The organism is Mesorhizobium sp. RCAM 06353 (assembly GCF_059683585.1).
Genome location: NZ_CM185031.1, coordinates 4,953,040 through 4,976,510, shown reverse-complemented (window position 1 = coordinate 4,976,510; position 23,471 = coordinate 4,953,040). Strand labels below are relative to the sequence as shown.

General features: G+C 61.5%; 22 protein-coding genes, 1 tRNA gene and 1 pseudogene. 15 read left to right on the top strand and 9 right to left on the bottom strand.

Annotation, left to right across the window (positions count from 1 at the left end):
• Positions 1–213: 213 nt before the first annotated feature.
• Positions 214–996 (top strand): GNAT family N-acetyltransferase, encoded by a 783-nt coding sequence (locus AC56QX_RS23990; protein ID WP_497111019.1) that lies wholly within the window; start codon positions 214–216, stop codon positions 994–996.
• Here AC56QX_RS23990 and AC56QX_RS23985 read toward each other — a convergent pair.
• The 3 genes and pseudogenes from AC56QX_RS23985 to metG all read right to left on the bottom strand — a co-directional run bounded on the left by AC56QX_RS23985 (position 985) and on the right by metG (position 4,156).
• Positions 985–1,805 (bottom strand): annotated as a pseudogene (locus AC56QX_RS23985) (MBL fold metallo-hydrolase). The gene AC56QX_RS23990 and the pseudogene AC56QX_RS23985 overlap by 12 nt on opposite strands.
• A gap of 3 nt (positions 1,806–1,808) precedes the next feature.
• A complete protein-coding gene (locus AC56QX_RS23980; protein ID WP_497111018.1) occupies positions 1,809–2,603 on the bottom strand; it encodes a TatD family hydrolase in 795 nt (264 codons plus the stop codon).
• Positions 2,603–4,156 carry a methionine--tRNA ligase gene (gene metG / locus AC56QX_RS23975; RefSeq protein ID WP_497111017.1) on the bottom strand — a complete coding sequence of 518 codons (1,554 nt, stop codon included), beginning with the start codon at positions 4,154–4,156 and terminating at the stop codon, positions 2,603–2,605. Before metG ends, AC56QX_RS23980 begins: the two co-directional genes overlap by 1 nt.
• 259 nt (positions 4,157–4,415) lie before the next feature.
• Between metG and AC56QX_RS23970 the strand changes: the two genes are divergently transcribed.
• Both AC56QX_RS23970 and AC56QX_RS23965 read left to right on the top strand, forming a co-directional pair.
• Complete coding sequence (locus AC56QX_RS23970; RefSeq protein WP_497111016.1) at positions 4,416–5,516, top strand: aminotransferase class I/II-fold pyridoxal phosphate-dependent enzyme; 1,101 nt, start codon at positions 4,416–4,418, stop codon at positions 5,514–5,516.
• Positions 5,513–6,364, top strand: a complete 852-nt coding sequence (locus AC56QX_RS23965; protein ID WP_497111015.1) for a hypothetical protein — start codon at positions 5,513–5,515, stop codon at positions 6,362–6,364. The genes AC56QX_RS23970 and AC56QX_RS23965 overlap by 4 nt, the downstream gene beginning before the upstream one ends.
• A gap of 54 nt (positions 6,365–6,418) precedes the next feature.
• Here the strand turns inward: AC56QX_RS23965 and AC56QX_RS23960 are convergent, their stop codons facing one another.
• The 4 genes from AC56QX_RS23960 to AC56QX_RS23945 form a co-directional block, all read right to left on the bottom strand.
• A complete protein-coding gene (locus AC56QX_RS23960; RefSeq protein WP_497111014.1) occupies positions 6,419–7,468 on the bottom strand; it encodes a DNA polymerase III subunit delta' in 1,050 nt (349 codons plus the stop codon).
• Entirely contained in the window at positions 7,465–8,139 is a 675-nt protein-coding gene (gene tmk, locus AC56QX_RS23955; protein ID WP_497111013.1) for a dTMP kinase, read from the bottom strand. Before tmk ends, AC56QX_RS23960 begins: the two co-directional genes overlap by 4 nt.
• Positions 8,140–8,221: 82 nt before the next feature.
• Positions 8,222–9,388: a D-alanyl-D-alanine carboxypeptidase family protein gene (locus AC56QX_RS23950; protein WP_497111012.1), complete on the bottom strand. Its 1,167-nt coding sequence runs from the start codon at positions 9,386–9,388 to the stop codon at positions 8,222–8,224.
• An 83-nt stretch (positions 9,389–9,471) separates the two neighbouring features.
• Entirely contained in the window at positions 9,472–10,695 is a 1,224-nt protein-coding gene (locus AC56QX_RS23945) for a septal ring lytic transglycosylase RlpA family protein (protein ID WP_497111011.1), read from the bottom strand.
• Positions 10,696–11,203: 508 nt separating this feature from the next.
• Here AC56QX_RS23945 and AC56QX_RS23940 point away from each other — a divergent pair.
• The 3 genes from AC56QX_RS23940 (at position 11,204) to AC56QX_RS23930 (ending at position 12,427) form a co-directional block, all read left to right on the top strand.
• On the top strand, positions 11,204–11,347 hold the full coding sequence (locus AC56QX_RS23940; protein ID WP_497111010.1) for a hypothetical protein: 144 nt from the start codon (positions 11,204–11,206) through the stop codon (positions 11,345–11,347).
• Positions 11,348–11,756: 409 nt separating this feature from the next.
• Positions 11,757–11,846: transfer RNA gene (locus AC56QX_RS23935), tRNA-Ser, on the top strand.
• A gap of 101 nt (positions 11,847–11,947) precedes the next feature.
• Positions 11,948–12,427 (top strand): potassium channel family protein, encoded by a 480-nt coding sequence (locus tag AC56QX_RS23930; RefSeq protein WP_497111009.1) that lies wholly within the window; start codon positions 11,948–11,950, stop codon positions 12,425–12,427.
• 12 nt (positions 12,428–12,439) lie between these two features.
• Here AC56QX_RS23930 and hemN read toward each other — a convergent pair whose 3' ends face one another.
• Positions 12,440–13,789 (bottom strand): oxygen-independent coproporphyrinogen III oxidase, encoded by a 1,350-nt coding sequence (gene hemN, locus AC56QX_RS23925; RefSeq protein WP_497111008.1) that lies wholly within the window; start codon positions 13,787–13,789, stop codon positions 12,440–12,442.
• A 161-nt stretch (positions 13,790–13,950) separates the two neighbouring features.
• On the opposite strand from hemN, the gene AC56QX_RS23920 reads away from it, so the two are divergent.
• Positions 13,951–14,679 carry a Crp/Fnr family transcriptional regulator gene (locus AC56QX_RS23920; RefSeq protein WP_497117863.1) on the top strand — a complete coding sequence of 243 codons (729 nt, stop codon included), beginning with the start codon at positions 13,951–13,953 and terminating at the stop codon, positions 14,677–14,679.
• 2 nt (positions 14,680–14,681) lie between these two features.
• On the opposite strand, the gene AC56QX_RS23915 is transcribed toward AC56QX_RS23920, so the two are convergent.
• Entirely contained in the window at positions 14,682–15,092 is a 411-nt protein-coding gene (locus tag AC56QX_RS23915; protein WP_497117862.1) for a hemerythrin domain-containing protein, read from the bottom strand.
• Positions 15,093–15,344: 252 nt separating this feature from the next.
• Here AC56QX_RS23915 and ccoN point away from each other — a divergent pair, with 252 nt between their 5' ends.
• The 8 genes from ccoN (at position 15,345) to ccoS (ending at position 23,443) form a co-directional block, all read left to right on the top strand.
• Positions 15,345–16,955: a cytochrome-c oxidase, cbb3-type subunit I gene (gene ccoN, locus AC56QX_RS23910; RefSeq protein WP_497111007.1), complete on the top strand. Its 1,611-nt coding sequence runs from the start codon at positions 15,345–15,347 to the stop codon at positions 16,953–16,955.
• Positions 16,956–16,966: 11 nt separating this feature from the next.
• Positions 16,967–17,698, top strand: a complete 732-nt coding sequence (ccoO, locus tag AC56QX_RS23905; protein ID WP_497111006.1) for a cytochrome-c oxidase, cbb3-type subunit II — start codon at positions 16,967–16,969, stop codon at positions 17,696–17,698.
• Between the two features lie 11 nt (positions 17,699–17,709).
• The gene (locus tag AC56QX_RS23900; RefSeq protein WP_477439030.1) at positions 17,710–17,859 is read left to right on the top strand and encodes a cbb3-type cytochrome c oxidase subunit 3; all 150 of its coding nucleotides are present in this window, start codon (positions 17,710–17,712) and stop codon (positions 17,857–17,859) included.
• Between the two features lie 2 nt (positions 17,860–17,861).
• Positions 17,862–18,725, top strand: a complete 864-nt coding sequence (gene ccoP, locus AC56QX_RS23895) for a cytochrome-c oxidase, cbb3-type subunit III (protein WP_497111005.1) — start codon at positions 17,862–17,864, stop codon at positions 18,723–18,725.
• Positions 18,726–18,940: 215 nt separating this feature from the next.
• Positions 18,941–20,500 carry a cytochrome c oxidase accessory protein CcoG gene (gene ccoG / locus AC56QX_RS23890; protein WP_497111003.1) on the top strand — a complete coding sequence of 520 codons (1,560 nt, stop codon included), beginning with the start codon at positions 18,941–18,943 and terminating at the stop codon, positions 20,498–20,500.
• Positions 20,497–20,994 carry a FixH family protein gene (locus AC56QX_RS23885; RefSeq protein WP_497111002.1) on the top strand — a complete coding sequence of 166 codons (498 nt, stop codon included), beginning with the start codon at positions 20,497–20,499 and terminating at the stop codon, positions 20,992–20,994. The genes ccoG and AC56QX_RS23885 overlap by 4 nt, the downstream gene beginning before the upstream one ends.
• The gene (locus tag AC56QX_RS23880) at positions 20,991–23,276 is read left to right on the top strand and encodes a cation-translocating P-type ATPase (protein WP_497111001.1); all 2,286 of its coding nucleotides are present in this window, start codon (positions 20,991–20,993) and stop codon (positions 23,274–23,276) included. Before AC56QX_RS23885 ends, AC56QX_RS23880 begins: the two co-directional genes overlap by 4 nt.
• Positions 23,273–23,443, top strand: a complete 171-nt coding sequence (gene ccoS / locus AC56QX_RS23875; RefSeq protein WP_497111000.1) for a cbb3-type cytochrome oxidase assembly protein CcoS — start codon at positions 23,273–23,275, stop codon at positions 23,441–23,443. Before AC56QX_RS23880 ends, ccoS begins: the two co-directional genes overlap by 4 nt.
• The last annotated feature ends 28 nt before the right edge of the window (positions 23,444–23,471 follow it).

The following is a 23,471-nucleotide window of genomic DNA, read 5'->3' as shown; positions in this document are numbered from 1 at the left end:
TGCCGGGGAGAATGGCATCCAGCAAAGCGGAAGCGACATTCCTACTTTGCAGAAGTGGGACATTTTAACTTTGCGCCTACATCCGAAAGTCGCATAAGATAGATTATGGAACTCGTGCATAGGCCAGCAGCCGGAAATTACTGCTGCTTTTCAGAGGCTTGAGACGCTCGATGTGTGTTGCCTCATGTGGATTGCCAACGCTACGCTGCATGGATGACAGCAGCAAAGCGTAAGATCGAAGCGGCGATCGAGGTGTTCGTACATGGCTACAGCACCGACAAAAGCCGCACCTTTCCTTACGAGGTCAGCCGCGTCGGGCCATTGTGGGCGATGCGCGATGCGCCGCGTAGGAATGCTCGCGACTACCGTGGCGAGGAATGGGTCGTCCATGACGTCGCTGCCGAGGAAGCCGACGCGATCGTGCGGCAGCATGCGCGGCCGGGTTATGCCATTTCCGTCGTGATCGCAAACGACGAACCGGATGGGCCGACGCGAACCGCATACAAGGCTCTCGGCTACCGGCTGCTTCGGACGGAAGGTTTTTTCGTCCAGCCATTGCGTCAGATTCCAAGCCCGCCGGCGGCCGTCTCGATCGAACGCGTGCAGACAGTCGAACGGGCAGCGCAATTGGCCGCGATCATCCGCAGGCGGCCGATCGCGGCCGATCTGCTCGGCGACGGCGCGCCGTTCCGCCAATATGTGGCGGTCGATGGCGACGCTATCGTCGGGCGTGTGCGCAGCATAGACGCCGTGGGCGCCACGTGGTGCGCGGCCATGTATGTCGAGCCTTCGCACCGGCGCCGCGGCATCGGCCAGGCGCTGATGGCTAAAATGCTGCGTGACGACCGGGCTCGTGGAGCGCGATGCTCGATGCTGTTGGCGACGCATGCCGGAGCGCTGCTTTATCCCCGCATGGGCTATGAGCGGATTGGAACGCTGCTCATATTCGGGCCAAAGAAGCGAACGGCATATGAACAGGCGTGTTTATCCCGCTGATTCATAAGGAATTTCGATCACCATGCCATCATAGGCTGGGACCACCTTATCAGGCGTCTCGGCCATCACGGTGGCATAGTCGAGCGGCACATGCATATGGGTCAGCATGGCACTCTTCGGCGCCAGCTTCTCGATCCAGTCGAGCGCCTGGCCGAGCGACAAATGGCTGGGATGGGTGTTGTACTGCAGCGCGTCGATGACCAGCATCTCCAGGCCCCGAAGCCGCTCGGCTGTGGCGTCGGGAAAGCCGCTGATATCGGGACAATAGGCCAGCCCACCGATGCGGAAACCGAGCGAGATGATGTCGCCATGGAACTGCGGCAGCGGCTCGAGGGTGAGGGCACCCCCTCGCCTTCGATCACCACGGGCTTTGCGTGGTCGATGATATGGGCCCTCACGATCGGCGGATAGGAGCTGCCCGGCGGTGTCTCGAAGCAATAGCCGAACGCCTGCCGCAGACGCAGCATCGTCGGTTGGTCGGCATGGATGTCGATCAGGTGGCGCTGCTCCTGCACATAGCCGCGCAGATCGTCGATGCCGTGGATATGGTCGGCATGCGGGTGCGTGTAGACGACCGCATCGATGCGTCTGACCGAAGCGAGCAGCATCTGCGCGCGGAAATCCGGCCCTGTGTCGATGACCACGGTGGTGCGGCGGCCATCGGCGGCAATCCGTTCGACCAGCGCTGCCGTGCGCATGCGCCGGTTTCTCGGATTGGTCGGGTCGCAATTGCCCCAGTCGCCGGTGATGCGCGGCGTACCTGGCGACGAGCCGCAGCCGAGAATGGTGAGGCGCAGCCGGTCAGTCATCGTTCAGGCGCTCTGCTCGGCAGGTCGCGGCATCTTGCCGAACAGCCGGAAGAAATTGTTCGTCGTCAGATCAGCGACCTCAGCCTTGCTGACGCCAATCGTTTCCGCCAGCACCTTGGCGGTGTGCGCGACATAGGCCGGCTCATTGCGCTTGCCGCGAAACGGTATCGGCGCCAGATAGGGTGCGTCTGTTTCGACGAGCAGCCGGTCATGCGGCACATCGGCGGCGACGGCGCGCAGTTCAGCCGAATTCTTGAAAGTCAGGATGCCCGAAAACGAGACATAGCCGCCGAGCGAGACACCGATTTCGGCCAGCCGGCGCCCCGAGGAGAAACAATGCAGGATGAAAGGGAAGGCGCCCTTCCCTGTTTCGTCCTCGAGAATGGCGGCCATGTCGTCATCGGCGTCGCGCGAATGGATGACGAGAGGCAGGCCGGTCTCGCGAGCGGCGGCAATGTGATTGCGAAAACCCTGCGCCTGCGCATCGCGCGGCGCCTTGTCGTAGAAATAATCCAGCCCGGCCTCGCCGATCGCCACCACCTTCGGATGAGCCGACAGGCGGACAAGCTCTGCGGTGGTGATGTCGAGTTCCTCGGCGGCATTGTGCGGATGGGTGCCGACCGAACAGTAAACCTCGTCGAAAGTCTCTGCGATTTCAAGGATTTGCTGAAAGCGCTTCACACGGGTCGAGATCGTCACCATGCGGCCGATTCCGGCCGCCTTGGCGCGGGCGACAATGGCCGCCCGCTCCTCGGCGAAATCTGGAAAATCCAGATGGCAGTGGCTGTCGACAAGCATCAGGCGTTCGCGCCCGGCTGTTCGACGTAACGCGGAAATACGCCTTCCGGCACAGGCAAGGCGGCGCCGGACACCAGCGCATAGTCGGCGTGGACATGCACGAAGTCGCGCTCATCGGCCGGCACCGCCAACAGGTCGAGCAGGCTCGTGGCCGACCCCGGAACGAAGGGCTGGCATAGCACCGCCACGCGCCGTACCACTTCGGCTGTCGTCCACAGCACCGTTTCCATGCGTTCCGGATCGGTCTTCTTCAGCGCCCATGGTGCCTGTCCAGCGAAGTATCGATCGGCTTCCGCCACCACATCGAAGATCGCCGCAAGTGCCAGATGAATGCCTTGCCCGACCATTGCTTTGCGCGCGGTGGCCAGAGCCGCCACCGCCTGATCCAGGATGGCGCTGTCGGCATCGGTCAGGTCGCCGCGCTTCGGCACCACGCCGCCGCAGTTCTTGGCGATCATCGACAGCGAGCGCTGTGCCAGATTGCCGAGGCCGTTGGCGAGGTCGGCGTTGGTGCGGTTGACGATCGCTTCATGGCTGTAGCTGCCGTCCTGGCCGAACGGCACTTCGCGCAGGAAGAAGTAGCGCACCTGGTCGAGACCGTAATGCTCGACCATGGTGAACGGGTCGATGACGTTGCCGACTGATTTCGACATCTTCTCGCCGCGGTTGAACAGGAAGCCATGGCCGAAAACGCGCTTCGGCAACGGGATGCCGGCCGACATCAGGAAGGCCGGCCAGTACACCGCGTGGAAGCGCACAATGTCCTTGCCTATGATATGCGCATCGGCCGGCCAGAAACGCCATTTCTCATCTTTTTCATCGGGATAGCCGACGCCGGTGATGTAGTTCGTCAGGGCGTCGACCCAAACATACATCACGTGCTTGTCGTCGCCAGGAACCGGCACGCCCCAGTCGAAGGTGGTGCGCGAGATCGACAAATCCTTCAATCCCGATTTGACGAAACTCATCACCTCATTGCGGCGCTCGGCCGGACCGATGAAGTCGGGCTGGCTTTCATAAAGCGCGATGAGCTTGTCCTGGTAGGCCGAGAGGCGGAAGAAATAGCTCTCCTCCTCGACCCATTCGACCGGTGTTCCCTGCGGCCCGTAGCGGACATTGTCGGGACGGACCTCCGTCTCCTCCTCGCCGTAATAGGCTTCGTCGCGCACCGAGTACCAGCCGGCATAACCGCCCTTGTAGATGTCGCCATTGGCGTCCATCGCCTTCCAGATCGCCTGCGAGGCAGCGTAATGCCGCTCTTCGGTGGTGCGGATGAAATCGTCATTGGACGCGTTGAGCGCGGTGGCCATGCGCTTGAAATCGGCCGAGTTGCGATCGGCCAGTTCGCGCGCCGAAATGCCTTCGCGCTTCGCCGTCTGCAGCATCTTGATGCCGTGCTCATCGGTGCCAGTGAGGAAGAAGACCTGCTTGCCGTCGAGCCGCTGGAAGCGCGCAAGCGCGTCGGTGGCGATCAGTTCGTAGGCATGGCCGATATGCGGCCTGCCATTCGGATAGGAAATCGCGGTCGTGATGTAGAATGTGTCGCGTGACATGAATGAACCATCATGAATGTCTGAATGGAAGCCGTGGCGGTGGATATCGCATCGGAATGGCATTTGCCATCCCGGTGGGGACCGTCACATTCGCATCGCAGACTTCAGGCGGTCGATCATGGTCAAGGCTTGCTGCTTCTTATCGAGTTTGCAGGTGTCGGTCTCAAATATAGCGTCCAGCGCCTCATGCCAAGTCCCGACCGTTGCAAAGGCAGGTCGCGATCCGTAGTTTCGCGGCGTTGTAAAAAGGCAGACCGGCATGGCCACGACCACGCAATATGATCCGCGGCAGAACCTCGATCTGCGCTTGCGTCAGGCCGGCGCCAGTAAAACCGTTTACGCCCTCGTCACGCCAGAGATCGAAACAGTGAAGGCCGAGCTGTTTGGCAACAGCGGGGGAAACGGCCCCGATGCGATTCGCGCCGCCTATCTCGATCAGTTTCGCCATGCCTGGACTGGAAAGCAGAACGCGTTGCACAGGCGGTTCTTCGACACCTGGCTCGGTTGGGCGAAGCCGATGGCGCCGCTGGACGCGGCTGGCTTTCCATTCAGCTACCCGACGTCAGGTGCCAGCGAGGCGCTCTTTCATCTGATTGCCGACTACGGCAACCGCGCACGCATCGAGAGGTTTTCCCCTCGGCTTGTGATCTTTCGCGGCGAATATGAGGGCTACAAGGCCTATGCGGAAGCCTGTGGCGTTGCGGTGATGGAATATGAACGCCACGCCTGGCGCGAGGTCGCCGACACCGTCAATCCCCAGGATCTCATCTGTCTCAGCCAGCCCTCGGCCATCGATGGCATGGTGTGGCCGCGGGCCAACGCCTTTCTGCGCCGGCTGAGCCAGCGCGCGAACCCGGCCCAGCTCGTCCTCGATTTGACCTATGTCGGGGCGACCGGCGAACCTCCGGCGGAGACGATCCTCGCCGACGCGCCTTGCGTGAGCGCCGTGGTGATCAGCCTGTCCAAGCCGTTCGGCGCCTATTACGACCGCATCGGCGGAGTGTTCTGCCGATCGCAGAATCTCGGCCTGTTTGGCAATCAATGGTTCAAGAACCTGACATCGCTGCAACTGGGAATACGGCTGATGGAGCGGTTCGACGTCTTCGCCATGGCGCGCCGCTACGCCAGTATTCAAGGCAGTGTCGCTGAACATGCAGGCCAGGCGCTCGGCCTTGCCTTGACGCCTGCGGACGTCTTCATTCTTGCCCAGGCCACGGCGGGCGCGCAGAACGATCCCGATCTCGCCTCCTATCTGACGCGTGCCCCTGGCGCGGTCGATGCCCGACCACGCTTGTGCCTGACGCCAGGCATGGCGGAACGGATCGGCATGGCCAGTCCGAATTCCGAGACGTTGTCATGAAGAATTTGATCCCGCTCGTGACGAGTGATGACATCCATGCCCATTGCCTCGAGCACTGGAAGACAGAAGCATTCCGGTCATCGCATCGCCAGGGCGGCTATGTCCACGGCATAGTCGATCAGTATGCCCGCCTGCCCCGCTTCAGCTGCGAGACCACCAACGACCGCCTGGAGCGCGCGCATTTCTGCACATGGTGGGGACTGACCATGCGCCGGGATGACTATGCGTCCCCGGCCATCGAGGATCTCTACGTCCTGCATGAAATCTGGCACGCCGCGCATATGCCCTTTATCCCAGGCATCGGTTTCGAGGCTTTCCACGGCAAGATGGAGCGCAACGAACTCGAAGCCAGCGTGGCGTCCGAACTGCTGGTCTATTTCAAGATCGATGGGCTGAGGGAAAGTGCGTTTCCTCATCCCATTTATGCGGACCGATTCCTGAACGATCCGGCGATGCGGCTTCTATGGCGTGAGAATGAAGTCGTCGCCACCAACACATTGCTCGAAGCGCGCCGCAACGTCATGTATTCCAAGCCCGAAGGAGACATGGACCTGAGCGAGCGATGGATTCGCAAATTCACCATGCAGAACCGGCAATGGTCGATCGTCTGGGCCGACCGCTACCTCGACATCGAGGATCATATGCACGGGTTCCAGCAGATGGCTCTCGGCGGCGACAGGAAGGCAGCCGCCGACTTTCACGCCGACTGGATCGAAGCCGAAGCCGCTACGGACACGGTGGACCACGTGCCTTTCCGCGACCAAGCGCTGCTGTTCGCCACCATCTATTGGGCCAATCGCGCGAAATACGATGCCGCGCTTGCGGTGCAGCGAGCAAGCCAGTCCTAGGACACGGCCTTGAAGCAGGCCGTATGAATGGCGACTGCCATCCCGAAAGGCTATTCACATCGTCGACTTCAGCCGGTCGATCATGGTCAGGGCGTGCTGCTTCTTGTCGAGATTGTAGGTATCTGTCTCGGAGATCGCGTCCAGCGCCTCATGCCAGGTGTCAGACAGGATTTTGGCCCGCGCGAGATCGCCCGACAGCGCCGCCTGGCTCGCGGCGTCCGACAACAAGTCGAGCGCCCGGCGGTTAAAGATATCGAATTGGATCGCCTGGTCGCGGCCGGCGACAGCTTCCGCGAGCCTATAGGCGCCGCCGATGTCGCTCTTTCCCTTCGCCACCAACCCATCGAGCGTCTCGGCGATCTCCAGCCCGCCATATTGCGTCAAAAGGATCGCGTTGCGGGCGCTGCCCCCTGCCCGTTCGACCAGCGCCGCCCGTGCGGCCGGATCGCCCGGTGGCGGCGGTTCGGCGGTCTGCAGCACCGCCAGCAAATCGTCGGCGTCGAGCGGCGTCAGGCGTATCACCTGGCAGCGCGAGCGGATCGTCGGCAGCAGACTGCCCGGCGCATGGACGATGAGAATGAACAGCGTTCGCGCGGGCGGCTCCTCAAGGTTCTTCAGCAAGGCATTGGCGGCATTGGCATTCATGTCATCGGCGGGATCGACGATGACGACCCTGTAGCTGCCGTCATGCGAGGTCATCGACAGGAAGCGGCTGACCCTGCGGATCTCGTCGACGGTAACGACCGTCTTGAAGCTCTTGGTCTTGTCGTTCATCGGACGGGTCAGATGGAGCACGCCCGGATGCGCCCCGGTCGCGATCTGGCGAGACAGCGACGATGCCGGATCGGGCACGGCAAGGCTTTCCGGCGCCTGCGCGAAGGCCGGGTGCTTCAGCAAATGATGCGCCAGATGGAAGGCCAGCGTCGCCTTGCCGATGCCGACGGGGCCAGCGAAGATCAGCGCATGCGGCAGCTTTCCCGATCGGTAGGCGGCGGCAAGCATCTCGGCCGCCTGCCGGTGCCCGACCAGACGAGGCGTTTCGGACGGTTCGGGCACGCCGTCCAGCGTGTCATGCTGCTCCGGCGCGATGCGTTCGAAGATCATACCGGTGCCGCCTGCCTGTTGCGCGCGGGTGCCCTCGCCTCCAGAGCCGCGAACACGGCCGCGGTGACGACGTGCTCCACCGTGTTGGGATCGGCGGAGGCGTCGACGACGATGCAGCGTTCCGGCTCGGCCGCGGCGATCGCCAGGAAGGCATCGCGCCGGGCCTGATGGATGGCCAGCGTTTCCTTCTCGAAGCGATCGGCGTCGGCATCGCTGCCGCGCCGCAGCGTCGCGCGCCTGAGGCCTTCGGCCGGATCGATATCGAAGATCAGCGTCATGTCGGGCATCATGCCGTTGATGGCGACCTGTTCCAGCGCAGCCATGAACGCCGGGTCGATCCCGCCGGTGACACCCTGGTAGACGCGCGAGGAATCCAGGAAACGGTCGCAAAGCACGATGGAGCCGCGCTCGACCGCCGGCCGGATGACCTGCTCGACATGGTCGGAGCGCGCGGCGGCGAAGAGCAGCGCTTCCATCTTCGGCCCGAATGGCTCGGCCGCCCCTGAAAGCAGCACATGCCTGACCGCTTCGGCGCCCGGCGAGCCGCCCGGCTCGCGGGTGAGCAGGACATCATACTTCTTGGCGCGCATCTTCCTCGCCAGCCGCTCGATCTGCGTCGACTTGCCTGCGCCTTCGCCGCCTTCGAAGGTGATGAAAAATCCGCGCGCCAATCGAAAGGGCCTTTGTCCGTGTTGGAGTGGATTGTTGCGCTCTAGATAGTCCGCGTTCGGGAAAACGTCCATGCCGTCGGTGCTATCGCAGCCAGCCGATCGCCAGTTCCTTGACGGCATCGAGCGCGCGCTGCGGCAATGTGCCGACGCCGATCGATTCAGCAGCGAAAAGCGGCGTCTCTTGGCTCAGCGTGTCGCCGATCCAGACGCGCAGCGCGCCCACAGGCTGGCCCTCCTCCACGGGTGCTGCAACCGGGCCGGTGTAGACGATTTTGGCCGTCAGCTTGTCACGGTTGGTGATCGGCAGGAAGATGTCGATCGGTCCCTTTGCCTTCAGCGTCACGCCGGATTTCGCGCCGCCAAAAACCTGGGCCTCGCCGACCACCTCGTCCTTGGCGAAGATCTCGGTTTTCTGGAAGGAGCGAACACCCCAGTCGAGAAGCTTGCGCGCCTCCTCGGCGCGTTCCTTGTCGTTGGCCAGCCCGCTCATGGCCGCGATCACCCGCGTGCCGTCGTGGCTGACCGAAGCGACGATGCCGAAGCCGGCTACCTCGCTCGCGCCGACAGCCAGGCCGTCGACGCCGATATCCATAGCCAGCAGCGGATTGCGGTTCCTCTGCGAGATCTTGTTCCAGGTGAAATCCTTCAGGCCGTAGTAGCGATAGAAATCCGGATAATCGCGCCACAGATGCAGCGCCAGCTGCGCCAGTTCGCGCACCGTCGTCCGCTGGCCGTCGGCCGGCAGCCCGGTCGAATTGACGAAGGTCGATGTTTTCAGGCCGATCTGGCGGGCCCGTTCTGTCATTTGCGCGGCAAAATTGTCCTCGGATCCGGCCATGCCTTCGGCGATGACGATGCAGCCGTCATTGGCCGCCTGCACGGTCACGCCCTGGATCAGGTCCTCGAGGCGGATCGCCGATTTGAGCTTGGCAAACATTGTGGATGTTCCCGACGGCGCGCCGCCCTTGCGCCAGGCATTTTCGCTGACCACGAACGTGTCGTCGAGTTTGAGGCGCCCTGATTTGATGGCGTTGAAAACCACTTCCATGGTCATCAGCTTGGCCATCGAGGCCGGCGGGATCGGTTTGTCGGCGTCTTTCGAGAACAGCACCGTGCCGGTGTCGACATCGATCATGAACGCCTGCGTGGCCTTGGTCTCGAAAAGCTGCGCTTGGGCTGGAGCGAGGCAAAGCAGCAGCAAAGCCAGTCCCAGAAAGCCGGCAAATGGCGAAAAGGCGCGCAACTGCATGAAATCTCGACCCGTTTGCCGGTTTTGGCACAACCAAGCTATCAGGGTTTTTTCCGCCGGATCAACCGCGCGGGCAAAATAGATCAGTTGCGCACAGCCAGAGCGTCCGGCGCACCGTGCGACCATGCCGCCTGCAGCAGATCATCCAGGCCGCCATGACCGTTCGGATAGAGATTGACCGCATACCAGTCATTGCCGTCGAGATCGGAACGCTGGATCTCGGTTCTGCCGAAGGGCTGAAGTGCGGCGGCCACGCGCTTGGCCTCAGTGGCATCGTCGAATGTGCCGGCGGCGACATAGTCGGCGCTGGACGGCGAGGCCTGCGGATTGGATTTTTTCCACGACCGCAGGATGTCGGCGGGCGACATGCCGCTGTCGTCGAGTGCGGCGAAGACGTCCGCGCGCTTTACGCGCTCATCCGCATAGGACAGCGACGCCACCGCGAACGGCGACTGCGGCGGCAGGCCGATCTCGGGACGTTCCGGAACGATCGGTCCGAAATCGGGGAGCGCCAGGTCGCCGAAAGCCGGCGCCTGGGCCGACAGGGACGGCTGCGCGGCCTCGCCGGAATTCGTCAACTGACCGGGGAACGGCACGGCGGCGGCGCCCACTGGCACGCTTGGCGACGGTCCGTTCATGGCCACCATGACGCCGGTTGGCAAGCCATCCGACGGATCCGGAGTCCTGTTGCCCGGATGGTAGGATGCCATCAGATACTGGTCGTCATTACCATCGAGCGGCGCGCGGCCGACATATTCGACCTTGACCTTCGCGGTGCCGACCTTGGCGTAATCGAGCATCTGCGCCGCGCGCTCCGAGACGTCGATAATGCGGTTCTCATGATACGGCCCCCGGTCGTTGACGCGCACGATGACCGAACTGCCGGTTTCGAGGTTGGTGACGCGGGCATAACTTGGCAGCGGCATGGTCGGATGCGCGGCCGTCAGTTGCGCCGTGTCATACACCTCGCCATTGGCGGTCAGCCGGCCATGGAAAGCATCGCCATACCACGAGGCCAGGCCGACCTTGGCGTAGTGCCGATCTTCCTTGGGATAGTACCACTTGCCGCGCACCTGATAGGGCTTGCCGAGCTGGTCGCGACCGCCGCCGCGCCGCATGAATTGGACGCGCGGGCTTGCCTTCACGCCATATTCGGTTTCGGCGAAATATTCCTTGGAGCGAGGCTTGGGATTGACCATCCCCTTCGGCTCAGGCTGCGACGCGCAAGCCGCCAGCAAGGCAGCCGACGCCGCAAGCAGCGTAAGCGTGGAAGCGCGACGAAGACGCTGATGCGTCGTAGCCTGCATTTTTCCTGAAATCCCCTACAGTCTCAATCAAGACGCCGTGGTTTGAACAGCAGAGGAGCCAAAGCACTCACTCGACAACACCAACGGCGCCCTGAACCCCGATCCTTTGTGCGCAGGAATTGTTTGCCACGGTATTAACCAATTGTGGCCGGAACCGGGCAAGATTGTGACGCAGCCGGCCGAGCCCGGTGCGCTGGGTCACATATATTAGCAATCGCTTGAATTTTCTCCAAATCAAGATCATTCTTGTCGATGGGTGTGGTCCGCTGTTTGTTAAGCGTTGTAGGGGTAGAGTGTCATGGAATTCGCAAGTTGCTATGACCAGAGCGCGAGCATTTTTGCGTCAACGATGTTCCTGAACATCACGGCGTTTTTCATAATTATGGCCGCATTTGCCGTTGCACGGCTGATAACGATATCCGGCGAAGGTTCGGTCAACCGGCTTCAGACCGCGTAAACCCTTGGGCACATGGCCGGGATGATCGCGATCAAGGACTGGACTTGCGGCATGAGCGACGAACTCGGCCGTGTGGTGCTGACGATCAACCCGACAGAGGGGGCGCCGATCGTCGTCCTGATGACAATTTTCCAGGCGGCAAAAATAGCCCAGGAACTGAGAACGCCGAAATTCATCCCCTTTTCCCCTGTGTAACACGCTTGAGCGTTCCCCGCCTCTTCGTTGAGCGGGTGCAACCTCGGAGGATCGCTCCACCTTCCCTAAGGCTTGCGGAAATTGAGTCCAGCACTTGCCCGGCCAACAGGAAAGGCGCCGCAACGGTGGTTGACGCGGCCCTCAATGCCGCTTTACAGGAATGAACTGCGAACCGGTCGGGAATGCCTTCGGTGCCAATCCGGCGCCAACGCCGAAAACCCGTCGGAAGCGCACGATCCAAGTGGTTGAGAAATCACGACGGAGGGATGGCCGAGCGGTTTAAGGCACCGGTCTTGAAATTTAGAAACGGACTGCCCGCAACTGGCTGAGAACAAAGGGACTTCGATACTACCGGGCGCAGTTTTTGCGCCCATTTTGCGCCCACGCTGGCAATCGGGCGCAAAAAGCTGGATGGGTGGCCGAGTGGTTTAAGGCTCTGGTCTTGAAAACCAGCGTAGGGGCAACTCTACCGTGGGTTCGAATCCCACCCCATCCGCCATCGCCTTCCCCTTTCCTCTAATGCCGTGCTGCCGGCTAGTTTGACGATCCACACTCCCCTTGCCGGTGCCTCTGTGAAAAGCTCACAGGTTCGATGTCGACTTGATCCTGCACAATGTATCCGGCGATACCCATCGGTACGGTCCGCGCATGATCCTCAACCTGTTCATCGGCACCATCGTCATAAGCCTGACGGTCTTAATCCACACATTTGGTCTGATCGCCGTCACACATGCGATGGGATACCTTGTCTCTCGCTTTCGCATGCACGGGCGCCGCAGCCGTATCGTCGCGATGATCAGCGTGGTGATGGGCCTCTTTGCCGTCATGACCGCGGAGGTCTGGCTTTGGGCTGGGCTATACCGGCTGCTCAACATCTTCGCCGACTTCGAAACTGCCTTGTACTTTTCCACCATCACTTTCTCGACGGTCGGCTATGGCGACATTGTGCCCGCCCATGCATGGCGCGTTCTGGCAGCGCTCGAAGGCGTGAACGGGTTCCTGCTCATCGGCTGGTCGACCGCCTATCTGATCGCGGCAGGGACCCGTATCGGCCCATTCAAAGCCGGGGAACATTTCTGACCAGTTCGACGCTCAGACCGCCACAGAATGCCTAGCCTTGCCGGTCTCGAGATATTTGTCGAATTTCGCCGCGACGCTTCTGACAAAGGGGCGGTTTTCCGCCGGCACGACGAAGCGGTCACCATCAAGTTCAAGCAACCCTTCGGGGTCACGAAGCGCGGTGGAGCTTGCCTTGAGCAGAAGTCTTTGGCCGGCTTCGCCAAAGCGCTCCACCAGTTCGAGCGCGGAGAAGGCGAAGTCGCACATCAGCCTCTCGATGATCCAGCCGCGAACGCGATCGTCCTCGGAAAGCGCTATACCGCGGACCGTCGCCAGCCCACCGTCCGAGACCATGCGTCCATACTCCGCGGTCGACGGCATGTTCTGCGCGTAGCCTTGGCGAAATTGACTGATTGATGAGGGGCCAAGGCCGATCAGTGTTTCGCAGCGATCCTCCGTATAACCTTGGAAATTCCGGCGCAAGCAGCCGGTTCGGGCGGCTACGGCCAATGAATCGTTGGGCTTGGCGAAATGGTCGAAGCCGACGGCTTGATATCCCGCGTTCAGCATCAGGCATGCGGCCAGTTGCGATTGAGCAAACCGCTCTGCCGGGCCTGGCAACCACGCCTCGTCGATCATCGTCTGATGTTTCTTGAACCACGGCACATGCGCGTAGCCAAACAATGCCACCCGATCCGGTTCCAGGGTCAACGCCTGTGCGACCGTAGAGGAGACGCTCTCCCTGGTCTGGTGTGGCAAGCCATAAAGCAGGTCCAGATTGACCGATCTGACACCGCGCGCGCGAACCCCGTCCACAACCGCCTTGGTCTGCAGAAAGCTCTGCTCGCGGTTGATCGCCTTCTGCACCTTCAGGTCAAAATCTTGGACGCCAAGGCTCGCCCGGGTCATGCCGATTGCGGCGAGCGCGTCGAGGCGGGCGTCATCCATATCGTTGGGATCGATCTCGACGCTGATCTTGGCGTCGGGAAGGAAGGCAAAGCTGCTGTGCAGGACCTTTCCCAGCGCCACCAAATCCTCCGGTTTGAGCATCGTCGGTGAACCACCGCCGAAATGCATGGCACGCACCTTCGCCTTATCTCGGACGAGACCCGCGACGGTTGCGATCTCGGCATGCAGTGATCGCAAATATTTGGTCACCGGCTCGTAGTGGCGTGTCTGCTTGGTATGGCAGGCACAGAACCAGCAAAGCCTGTCGCAATAGGGGATATGCAGATAAAGCGAGATCTCGTCATCCTCGCCAAGCGCCTGCAGCCAGTCGCGGCAAACGGCACCGTCGACACCAGAATGAAAATGCGGCGCTGTCGGGTAGCTGGTGTAGCGCGGCACGTTCTCGCCAAGTCTGGCAACTAAATCTGGGCGCATCTCTCCGACCACTCCACTTTGCATGGGGCGGTATTGATCCCATTGGAGGCGCGCTGCCTTGATTTCGGTCAAGAGAGATGTTGCTGCGGACAAACTGCCGCAAGGCTTTTTGTTGGGTCGATGCTATACCGTTGCAGGACTTGGGTCCGCGGAAGACGACAATGACAGTGCGCCAGGATGTACACAGCGCCGGCATTCCCGTGCTTTGCCTATCATGCGAAGCGCGGCACCATGGTGTTTGCGGCGCGCTCGACCCCGACCAACTGGTGGGCCTCGCAAAGACCTCGTCGAAGCATACCATCGAACCGGGCGCGGAATTGATTGGTGACGCCGAGACCGTCGACAGTTACTCGAACGTGCTCTCCGGCGTGGTGAAGCTCACAAAGAGCCTCTCGGACGGACGCCAGCAGATTGTCGGGCTTCAATTTGCTCCCGATTTTCTGGGCAGGCCCTTCAAGGCGGAAAGCGCGATCAACGCCGAAGCCGCAACCACAGTCTCCCTGTGCTCGTTTCCAAAAGCCGCGATCGAACGGATGATGAAGGAGTCGCCGGGCCTGGAGCATCGCCTTTTCAAGCAGACGCTGAAAGAACTCGACGACGCCCGCGACTGGATGGTGACGCTGGGCCGCAAAAGTGCTTCGGAGAAGGTGGCGAGCTTTCTCCTGATGATCGCCACGAACATCGACCCCGCGCTTGACCCGGATGCCCAGTCGACAAGTTTCGATCTGCCTTTGACCCGCGCCGACATCGCCGATTTCCTCGGTCTGACGATCGAGACGGTCAGCCGCCAGCTGACAAGGCTGCGATCGGATGGCGTGATCCGTATCGAGAACAACCGGCATGTCACAGTCGATAGCCTGACGCGTCTACAACGCCGCTCAGGCACCTAGGATCAATCGACGATCCCGATCATCGGCAGGACATGCTCTCGCTCAAAGGCGATATGCCGGCGGAGGCTTTCAAAGAAGCCGCGCAGCATGAAGCCGATTGCCTCGGCATTCTCGACCGTCTTGCCATGGCCGATCGCCAGCAGGATTTCGGTCACCTCGCCGGCAAAGCATTCGTCCTCAACATGTTCGGCCCGTAATCGTCGGGTTGAGGCAAAGTTCGGGTCGCTGCCGGTCAAGGCAGCCTCGTAGACCGGAAAGATGACCGTCTCTTCGTATTGATGAATGTTCCGCAACAGTGGGACGATCGCGTTTGCGGTAGCCAGGCATGCCAGGCAATCAACCCTGGGCAAGGTGTCTGCGATCCTCTCAAGGGCCTCGCAAAGCCGCAGCTTTTCCAGATGCGCACGTTTCATCACAGCAGCCGGAACTGCCTCCCTGCCGGGTCGAGCTGCCAGTATCGAACTTTCGCGGCTCGTTTCGAACAGCGACGATTCCAGCTCCTTCTCCCTGTTCAACGGCAGCCTCCAGATCGTTTGCACGACCGAAACTGCGCAATCCAAAAGCAAATGGCTTTGACATGGATCAAGGCGGCGAAGGGGCGACTGCTGAATTGCTGTTCCCGCGGATTGACGTCCGCGCATCAGAGTCGACGTCGGGGACATGTCATGAAGTTCGGCACGCACATCTTCGTTTTGGGCCTGTTTGCATTTGCGGCTTTTGCAGCTGCGGGCTTCGGCGTGGACGAGCCCTTCCGCCAGCACATGTGGGTGCTGTTCATCGTGCTGCTGGGTTTTACCGCTGTTCTTCTACGCAACACGAGTTTCGCGCCGGCAGTCGCGGTCGATCCGTCAGCCTATATGGATGGACCCATCCGTTACGGGGCGATCGCCACCATGTTCTGGGGTGTCGTCGGCATGCTTGTCGGCGTCGTCATCGCGCTGCAGCTTGCTTACCCGGATCTCAACATCCAGCCGTGGTTCAATTTCGGCCGCTTGCGGCCGCTGCACACTTCGGGCGTCGTCTTTGCCTTCGGCGGCAACGCACTGCTCTGCACATCTCTCTATGTCGTCCAACGAACCTGCCGCGCCCGTCTGTTCGGCGGCGATCTCGCCTGGTTCGTGTTCTGGGGCTACCAGCTCTTTATCGTGATGGCGGCGACTGGCTACCTGCTCGGCATCACCGAGAGCCGCGAATACGCCGAACCTGAATGGTATGTCGACATCTGGCTGACCATCGTCTGGGTCGCCTATCTCGCCCTGTTCCTCGGCACGATCCTGAAGCGCAAGGAACCGCACATCTACGTCGCCAACTGGTTCTACCTCTCCTTCATCGTGACCATCGCGATGCTGCATGTGATCAACAACCTGTCGATGCCGGCTTCCTTCCTCGGCTCCAAGAGTTACTCCGCCTTTTCCGGCGTTCAGGACGCCTTGACGCAATGGTGGTATGGCCACAATGCCGTCGGCTTCTTCCTGACCGCCGGCTTCCTCGGCATGATGTATTATTTCGTGCCAAAGCAGGCGAACCGACCAGTCTATTCCTACCGCCTGTCTATCGTCCATTTCTGGGCAATCATCTTCCTCTACATTTGGGCCGGGCCGCATCACTTGCATTACACCGCCCTGCCCGACTGGGCGCAAACGCTCGGCATGGTGTTCTCGATCATGCTGTGGATGCCCTCATGGGGCGGCATGATCAACGGCCTGATGACGCTGTCGGGCGCCTGGGACAAGCTACGCACCGATCCGATCATCCGCATGATGGTGATGGCCATCGCCTTCTACGGCATGTCGACCTTCGAAGGTCCGATGATGTCGATCAAGACGGTCAATTCGCTGTCGCATTATACCGACTGGACCATTGGTCACGTGCACTCCGGCGCACTCGGCTGGGTCGGCATGATCTCGTTTGGCGCAATCTACTACATGGTGCCGAAGCTGTGGAACCGCGAACGGCTTTATTCGCTGCGGCTCGTCACCTGGCACTTCTGGCTGGCGACGCTCGGCATCGTTGTCTACGCCGCCGTGATGTGGGTGTCCGGCATCATGCAGGGCCTGATGTGGCGCGAATACGACGAGCAGGGTTTCCTGGTCTATTCCTTCGCCGAAACCGTCGCCGCCATGCACCCCTACTATGTCATGCGCGCCATCGGCGGAGCCATGTACCTCTCCGGCGCTCTGATCATGGCTTGGAACATCACCATGACCATCCTGGGCCATCAGCGCGAAGAGCAACCGATCCCGGGCTCCGTCCCCACCCTTCAGCCTGCCGAATAAGGAGCCACAAAATGGGCTTGATGGACAGACACGCGATCATCGAGAAGAACGCCACGCTTCTTCTCGTTGGTTCCCTTCTGGTGGTGACGGTCGGCGGCATCGTCGAGATCGCGCCGCTCTTCTATCTCGACAACACGATCGAGAAAGTCGAAGGCATGCGGCCCTACTCGCCGCTCGAACTCGCCGGCCGCAACATTTATGTGCGCGAGGGCTGCTACCTCTGCCACAGCCAGATGATCAGGCCGTTCCGCGACGAGGTCGAGCGCTACGGTCATTACAGCCTGGCCGCAGAGTCGATGTACGATCACCCGTTCCAATGGGGATCGAAGCGTACCGGGCCCGATCTGGCCCGGGTCGGTGACCGCTACTCGAACACGTGGCATGTGCAGCATCTGTCCGACCCGCGCTCGGTGGTGCCGGAATCGATCATGCCGAGCTATGCCTTCCTCAAGGACAACCCGATCGAGGTGAAGGACTTCTCGACACATCTGGTCGCAAACAGGCGTGTTGGCGTCCCGTATTCCGACGACATGATCGCGCACGCCAACGCGGACCTTATGGCGCAGGCCGACCCCAACGCCGATACGTCGGGCCTGTTGACCCGCTATCCGAAGGCGAAAGTGGGCGATTCTGATGGCAATCCCCAGCAAGTTACGGAGATGGACGCGCTCGTCGCCTATCTGCAGATGCTCGGCACGCTGGTCGATTTTCGGCACTACGACGAAGCCGCCGGTTACCGCTGAGGAGAACGACCATGGACTACAATCTGATGCGGGAATTCGCCGATAGCTGGGGTTTGGTTGCCATGGCGCTTTTCTTCGTCGGCGCCATCGCTTTCGCACTTCGTCCGGGCAGCCGCAAGCAAGCCGATGAAGCCGCCCGCATTCCTCTCAAGGACGACTGACCATGAGCAACGAACATATCGACGAAGTGTCCGGCACCTCGACGACCGGCCACGAATGGGATGGCATCAGGGAGCTCAACACCCCTCTGCCGCGCTGGTGGGTCTGGACGTTCTACATCACCATCGTCTGGGCGATCGGCTACACCATTGCCTATCCGGCATGGCCCCTGCTGCACTCGGCAACCAAGGGCGTGCTCGGCTATTCGAGCCGTAACGATGTCGGGAACGAATTGGCGGCGGCCGAGGTTGCCAAGGGCAAGTATGTCGCGGCAATTCAAGCCAAGACCGTTTCCGAGATCACCGCAGACGATGCGTTGCGCGAATTCGCCGTCGCCGCCGGCGGCGCCGCGTTCAAGGTCAATTGTGTGCAGTGCCATGGTTCGGGAGCACAAGGATCAAAAGGCTTTCCCAACCTGAACGACGACGACTGGTTGTGGGGCGGCAAGGCCGACCAGATCCAGCAGACGATCACGCACGGCATCCGTTTCGCGTCCGACCCTGATACACGCATGTCCGAGATGCCGGCCTTTGGCGACATCATCACCGCCGACCAGATCACCCAGGTCAGCGCCTATGTGGCGAGCCTATCCGGCAAGGTCCAGGATACAAGCCTGATAGAGCCCGGCGCAAAGGTCTTTGCTGAGAATTGCGTGGCCTGTCATGGCGACAACGCTAAGGGCAACAGGGAGTTCGGCGCCCCTGATCTGACTGATGCCATCTGGCTGTACGGGTCCGGCGAGTTAGCGATCGCCGCCCAGGTTCGCGCGCCGAAACACGGCGTGATGCCGGCTTGGGGCGGCCGTCTTGGCGAGACCAAGGTGAAGGAACTGGCGGTCTACGTGCATTCGCTTGGCGGTGGAGAATAGCAACGGGGGTCTATTCTCCGGCCCTCACCGTGCAAGCGACGAGGCCCGGCCATGCCGGGCCTCGATCTGTTTGCGGCATGCGGCGATTGACCTGTATCAACGCGGCTCAACGCTATCGGTGGCAAAGTCCTGTCGACGCTGCATTTCGCGCGCTTGCCTGAACCGATCAGGTCAACTGCCCGGCGAAATCACAAGCTGCGCGACGGGAGACACTGGTGCTGGACAATACGCAGGTAGAACGGCTTGAGGCCGAGGCCGTCAACTCCGCCAGAGTGCGCCAGCCACTGTATGCCGCGCGCAAGAAAATCTTTCCCAAGCGGGCGTCGGGCAGCTTTCGCCAGTTCAAATGGATCGTGATGGCGATCACGCTCGGCATCTACTATCTGACGCCCTGGTTGCGCTGGAATCGAGGCCCATTTGCCCCCGATCAGGCGGTGTTGCTCGATCTCGCCAATCGGCGTTTCTACTTCTTCTTCATCGAGATCTGGCCGCAGGAATTCTACTATGTGGCCGGTCTTCTGGTTATGGCCGGCGTCGGTCTTTTCCTGATCACGTCGACTGTCGGCCGCGCCTGGTGCGGCTACACCTGCCCGCAGACCGTATGGGTCGATCTGTTCCTGGTGGTCGAACGCGCGATCGAGGGCGACCGCAACGCCCGTATGAAGCTCGATGCGGGCCCATGGACCGCCCGCAAGCTCGTGCTGCGTGTATCAAAGCACGCCATCTGGCTTGTCATAGGCGCGGCGACCGGCGGTGCCTGGATCTTCTATTTCGCCGATGCGCCGACCTTGGCTCGCGAACTTTTCACCGGCACTGCGGCGCCCGTCGCCTACATCACCATCGCCGTGTTGACGGCGACGACCTACACGTTCGGCGGTCTGATGCGCGAGCAGGTCTGCACCTACATGTGCCCCTGGCCGCGCATCCAGGCAGCCATGCTCGACGAGAACTCGCTTACCGTCACTTACAACGACTGGCGCGGCGAACCGCGCTCGCGTCACGCTAAGAAGGTCGTGGCAGCAGGTCAATCTGTCGGCGATTGCGTCGACTGCAATGCCTGCGTCGCGGTTTGCCCGATGGGGATCGACATTCGCGACGGCCAACAGCTCGAATGCATCACCTGCGCGCTTTGCATCGACGCCTGCGACGGCGTCATGGACAAGCTCGGCAAGGAGCGCGGGCTGATCTCCTACGCGACGCTCTCCGACTACAACGCCAACATGATGCTGGCGACCGCAGGTGGCGCCAGTTCGGTCAATCCGTCGCTGGTCAGGGCGGCTGATGGCCTTTTCTCCGACAAGGTCGCGCATTTCCATATCCGCAAAATCTTTCGGCCCCGCACCTACGTCTACATGGGTATGTGGTCGCTGATCGGGCTGGGCTTGCTCTATTCGCTGCTGACGCGCGACCGGCTCGAGGTCAACGTGTTGCATGACCGCAATCCGCAGTTCGTCACACTGTCCGACGGATCGATCCGCAATGGCTACACCGTCAAGCTGCTCAACATGATCCCTGAGCCACGGACGATCGTCGTCACGATGCAAGGCTTGCAAGGGGCTGAAATGAGCGTGGTTGGCGACGACATCCCCGCAGGCCGTTCTTTCGCCATTCCGGTCGAACCCGACCGCCTGAAAATGCTGAAGGTCTTCGTGAGCCAGCCGGCGGATCAGATCCAGGGCGCGGCGCAGACCTTCACGTTCCGGGTCGAGGACAGAGCGAGCTTCGAGTCAGACCAATACACCGCCACCTTCAACGCACCGGAGATCGCCAGATGACCGCCAAGGCGCAAAGGCCCCGCGAATTCACCGGCAAGCATATGTTGGCGATCATCCTTGCCTTCTTCGGGGTGGTCATCGCGGTCAATCTGACGATGGCGACGCTCGCCAACACAAGCTGGACCGGCCTTGTCGTCGAGAACACCTACGTGGCGAGCCAGCAATTCAACAAAAAGGCCGAGGAAGGGCGCGCACAGGCTGCCCTTGGCTGGAGCGGGAAACTGACCATCGCATGGGGTGAAGTCCGCTACAGCCTTACCGATGCCGGCGGCAAGCCGGTTCCGTTGCGTGGTGTCAAAGTGCTGTTTCGCCATCCCGCTTACGAGAAAGAGGACAAGTCGGTCACGCTCGCACCCGCCACGGGTCAGGAATTCGCCGCCCAGCACATGCCGAAGGACGGCGTCTGGATCGTCGAGGTGGACGCCGATGCCGGCCTCGCGATGCCCTATCGCGACGTCCGCAGGATCATGATTTCCCATGGAGCGCTGCAATGAGCTGTTGTGCACCGGGCGCCGAAATGGCGCTGGAACTGGAAAACAGCATATCGGTCCTGCCATCAAGCCAGGAGATCAGGCTGGCAAGCCGATCGCTCGGCGGTGGTCTTAACCAGACTGACCTTTCAGTCCCAATGGTTCACTGCGCAGCCTGCATCCAGACGATCGAGACGGCGCTGGCAAAGCTCGACGATGTCGAAGGCGCGCGTGTCAATCTGTCGACGAAACGGGTCGCGATCCGGTGGCGTGGGGATCAGGTGCCACCTTTCGTCGCCGCGCTTGGCAGGCTGGGCTACGAGGCGCATTTGTTCGCCCCCGAGGTCGATGAGAAGGACAAGACGCTTGCGGAGCTGATCCGCGCCGTCGCCGTTACCGGCTTCGCGGCCGGCAACATCATGTTGCTGTCAGTCTCGGTCTGGTCCGGCGCCGAAGGTGCTACCCGCGACCTGTTCCATTGGGTGTCGGCGCTGATCGCCATCCCGGCGCTGGCCTTCGCCGGTGGCATCTTCTTCCGCTCAGCCTGGAATGCACTGCGCCACGGCCGCATGAACATGGACGTGCCAATCGCGGTCGGGGTGTCGCTTGCCTATGCCATGAGCCTCTATGAAACGATCAATCATGGCGAACATGCCTATTTCGACGCGTCGGTTTCGTTGCTGTTCTTCCTGTTGATCGGTCGCACGCTGGATCACGTAATGCGGGAGCGTGCCCGCACCGCGGTGAAAAGCCTGTCACAACTGGCCGCGCGCGGCGCCATGGTGTTGCGCCGCGACGGCGCGCGGGACTATTTGCCGGTCGGCGAGATCGAACCGGGTATGCATCTGCTGATAGCAGCCGGCGAAAGAATCCCGGTTGACGGCAAGATCATTCAGGGAGCGTCGGATCTCGACTGTTCGCTGGTCTCAGGCGAGAGCACGCCGAAAAACGTGGCATCAGGCGAACCCGTGCAGGCTGGCGTGCTCAACCTTACCGGCCCGCTGACAATCGAGGCGACAGCCGCCGCAAAGGATTCGTTCCTGGCGGAAATGGTTCGGCTGATGGAGGCCGCCGAGGGCGGTCGTGCGCATTATCGCCGCATCGCCGATCGCGTCTCGGCACTCTACGCGCCCGTGGTTCATCTCACCGCCTTCGTGACATTCCTGGGCTGGATGGCGGCGACCGGCGACTGGCACCGCGCGATGACGATCGCCATCGCTGTTCTCATCATTACATGCCCGTGCGCGCTCGGTCTTGCGGTGCCGATCGTCCAGGTGGTCGCCGCGCGGCGACTGTTCGAGAACGGCATCATGGTCAAGGACGGCTCGGCCATGGAGCGCCTGGCGGCGATTGATACGGCGGTGTTCGACAAGACCGGTACGCTCTCGCTCGGCCAACCCCGGCTTGTCAATTCGGGCTCAATCGATCCAGTCATGCTGGCAATCGCCGCAGACTTGGCCGCGCATTCGCGTCATCCGTTTTCAAAGGCCATAGCCGGCTTTGCCGCTCCGGGCGGGCAACACAAGTTCGATGCGGTCGCCGAGCACCCGGGATTTGGAATCGAAGCCACTGACGCCGGAAGCACCTGGCGGCTGGGTCGACGCGGATGGGCCGGGTGGAAGGCTCGAACCGGTGGTGAAGGCAAACATGGCTACGGCGGAACGGTCCTGACGAAAAACGGGATGATTGTCGCATCTTTCGTTTTCCAGGATGCGTTGCGTGCCGACGCTTGTGCGGCCATCGATCAATTGCAACATGCTGGGATGTCGGTGGAAATGCTGTCGGGCGATACAGCGGCAGCCTGTGCCGACGTTGCGAAAGGGCTTGGTGTCGATGACTTCGTGCCCTGCCTGTTGCCATCCGGCAAGGTCGAACGCATCGAGACCCTGGAGAAGGACGGACACAAGGTTCTGATGGTTGGCGACGGCCTCAACGACACGCCGGCGCTGCGCGCAGCGCATGTCTCGATCGCACCGGCCACGGCCGCCGACATTGGCCGCAACGCAGCGGACTTCGTCTTCCTGCGCGAAAGTCTTCTGGCGGTGCCTCTCGCGCTGGACGTCTCGCGCAAGGCCGGACACCTGATCCGCCAGAACATCGCTATTGCGATCGTCTACAACACTGTCGCCGTGCCGATCGCCATATTGGGGCATGTCACGCCTCTTATCGCGGCGGTCGCGATGTCTGCCTCGTCATTGCTTGTGATTGGAAATGCCATGCGTCTGCAAGGCTTCGCAACGGGTGCGTCGTCCGCAACTGCACAGCAGGACAGGCCCGCGCGGGCCGCCTTGGCCCAATCCTCATGACGACGCTCGCATATCTCATTCCGGTGGCGCTTTTCCTTGGTGCACTCGGCCTGTCCGGCTTCCTGTGGGCGTTGAGAAGCGGCCAGTACGAGGACCTCGATGGTGCGGCGGAGCGCATTCTCATCGACCGCGACGACGGCGCGGAGAATGCCCCTCGTTCCAAGTGACTCAGATCAAAGCGCCGCGGGTCGCGAT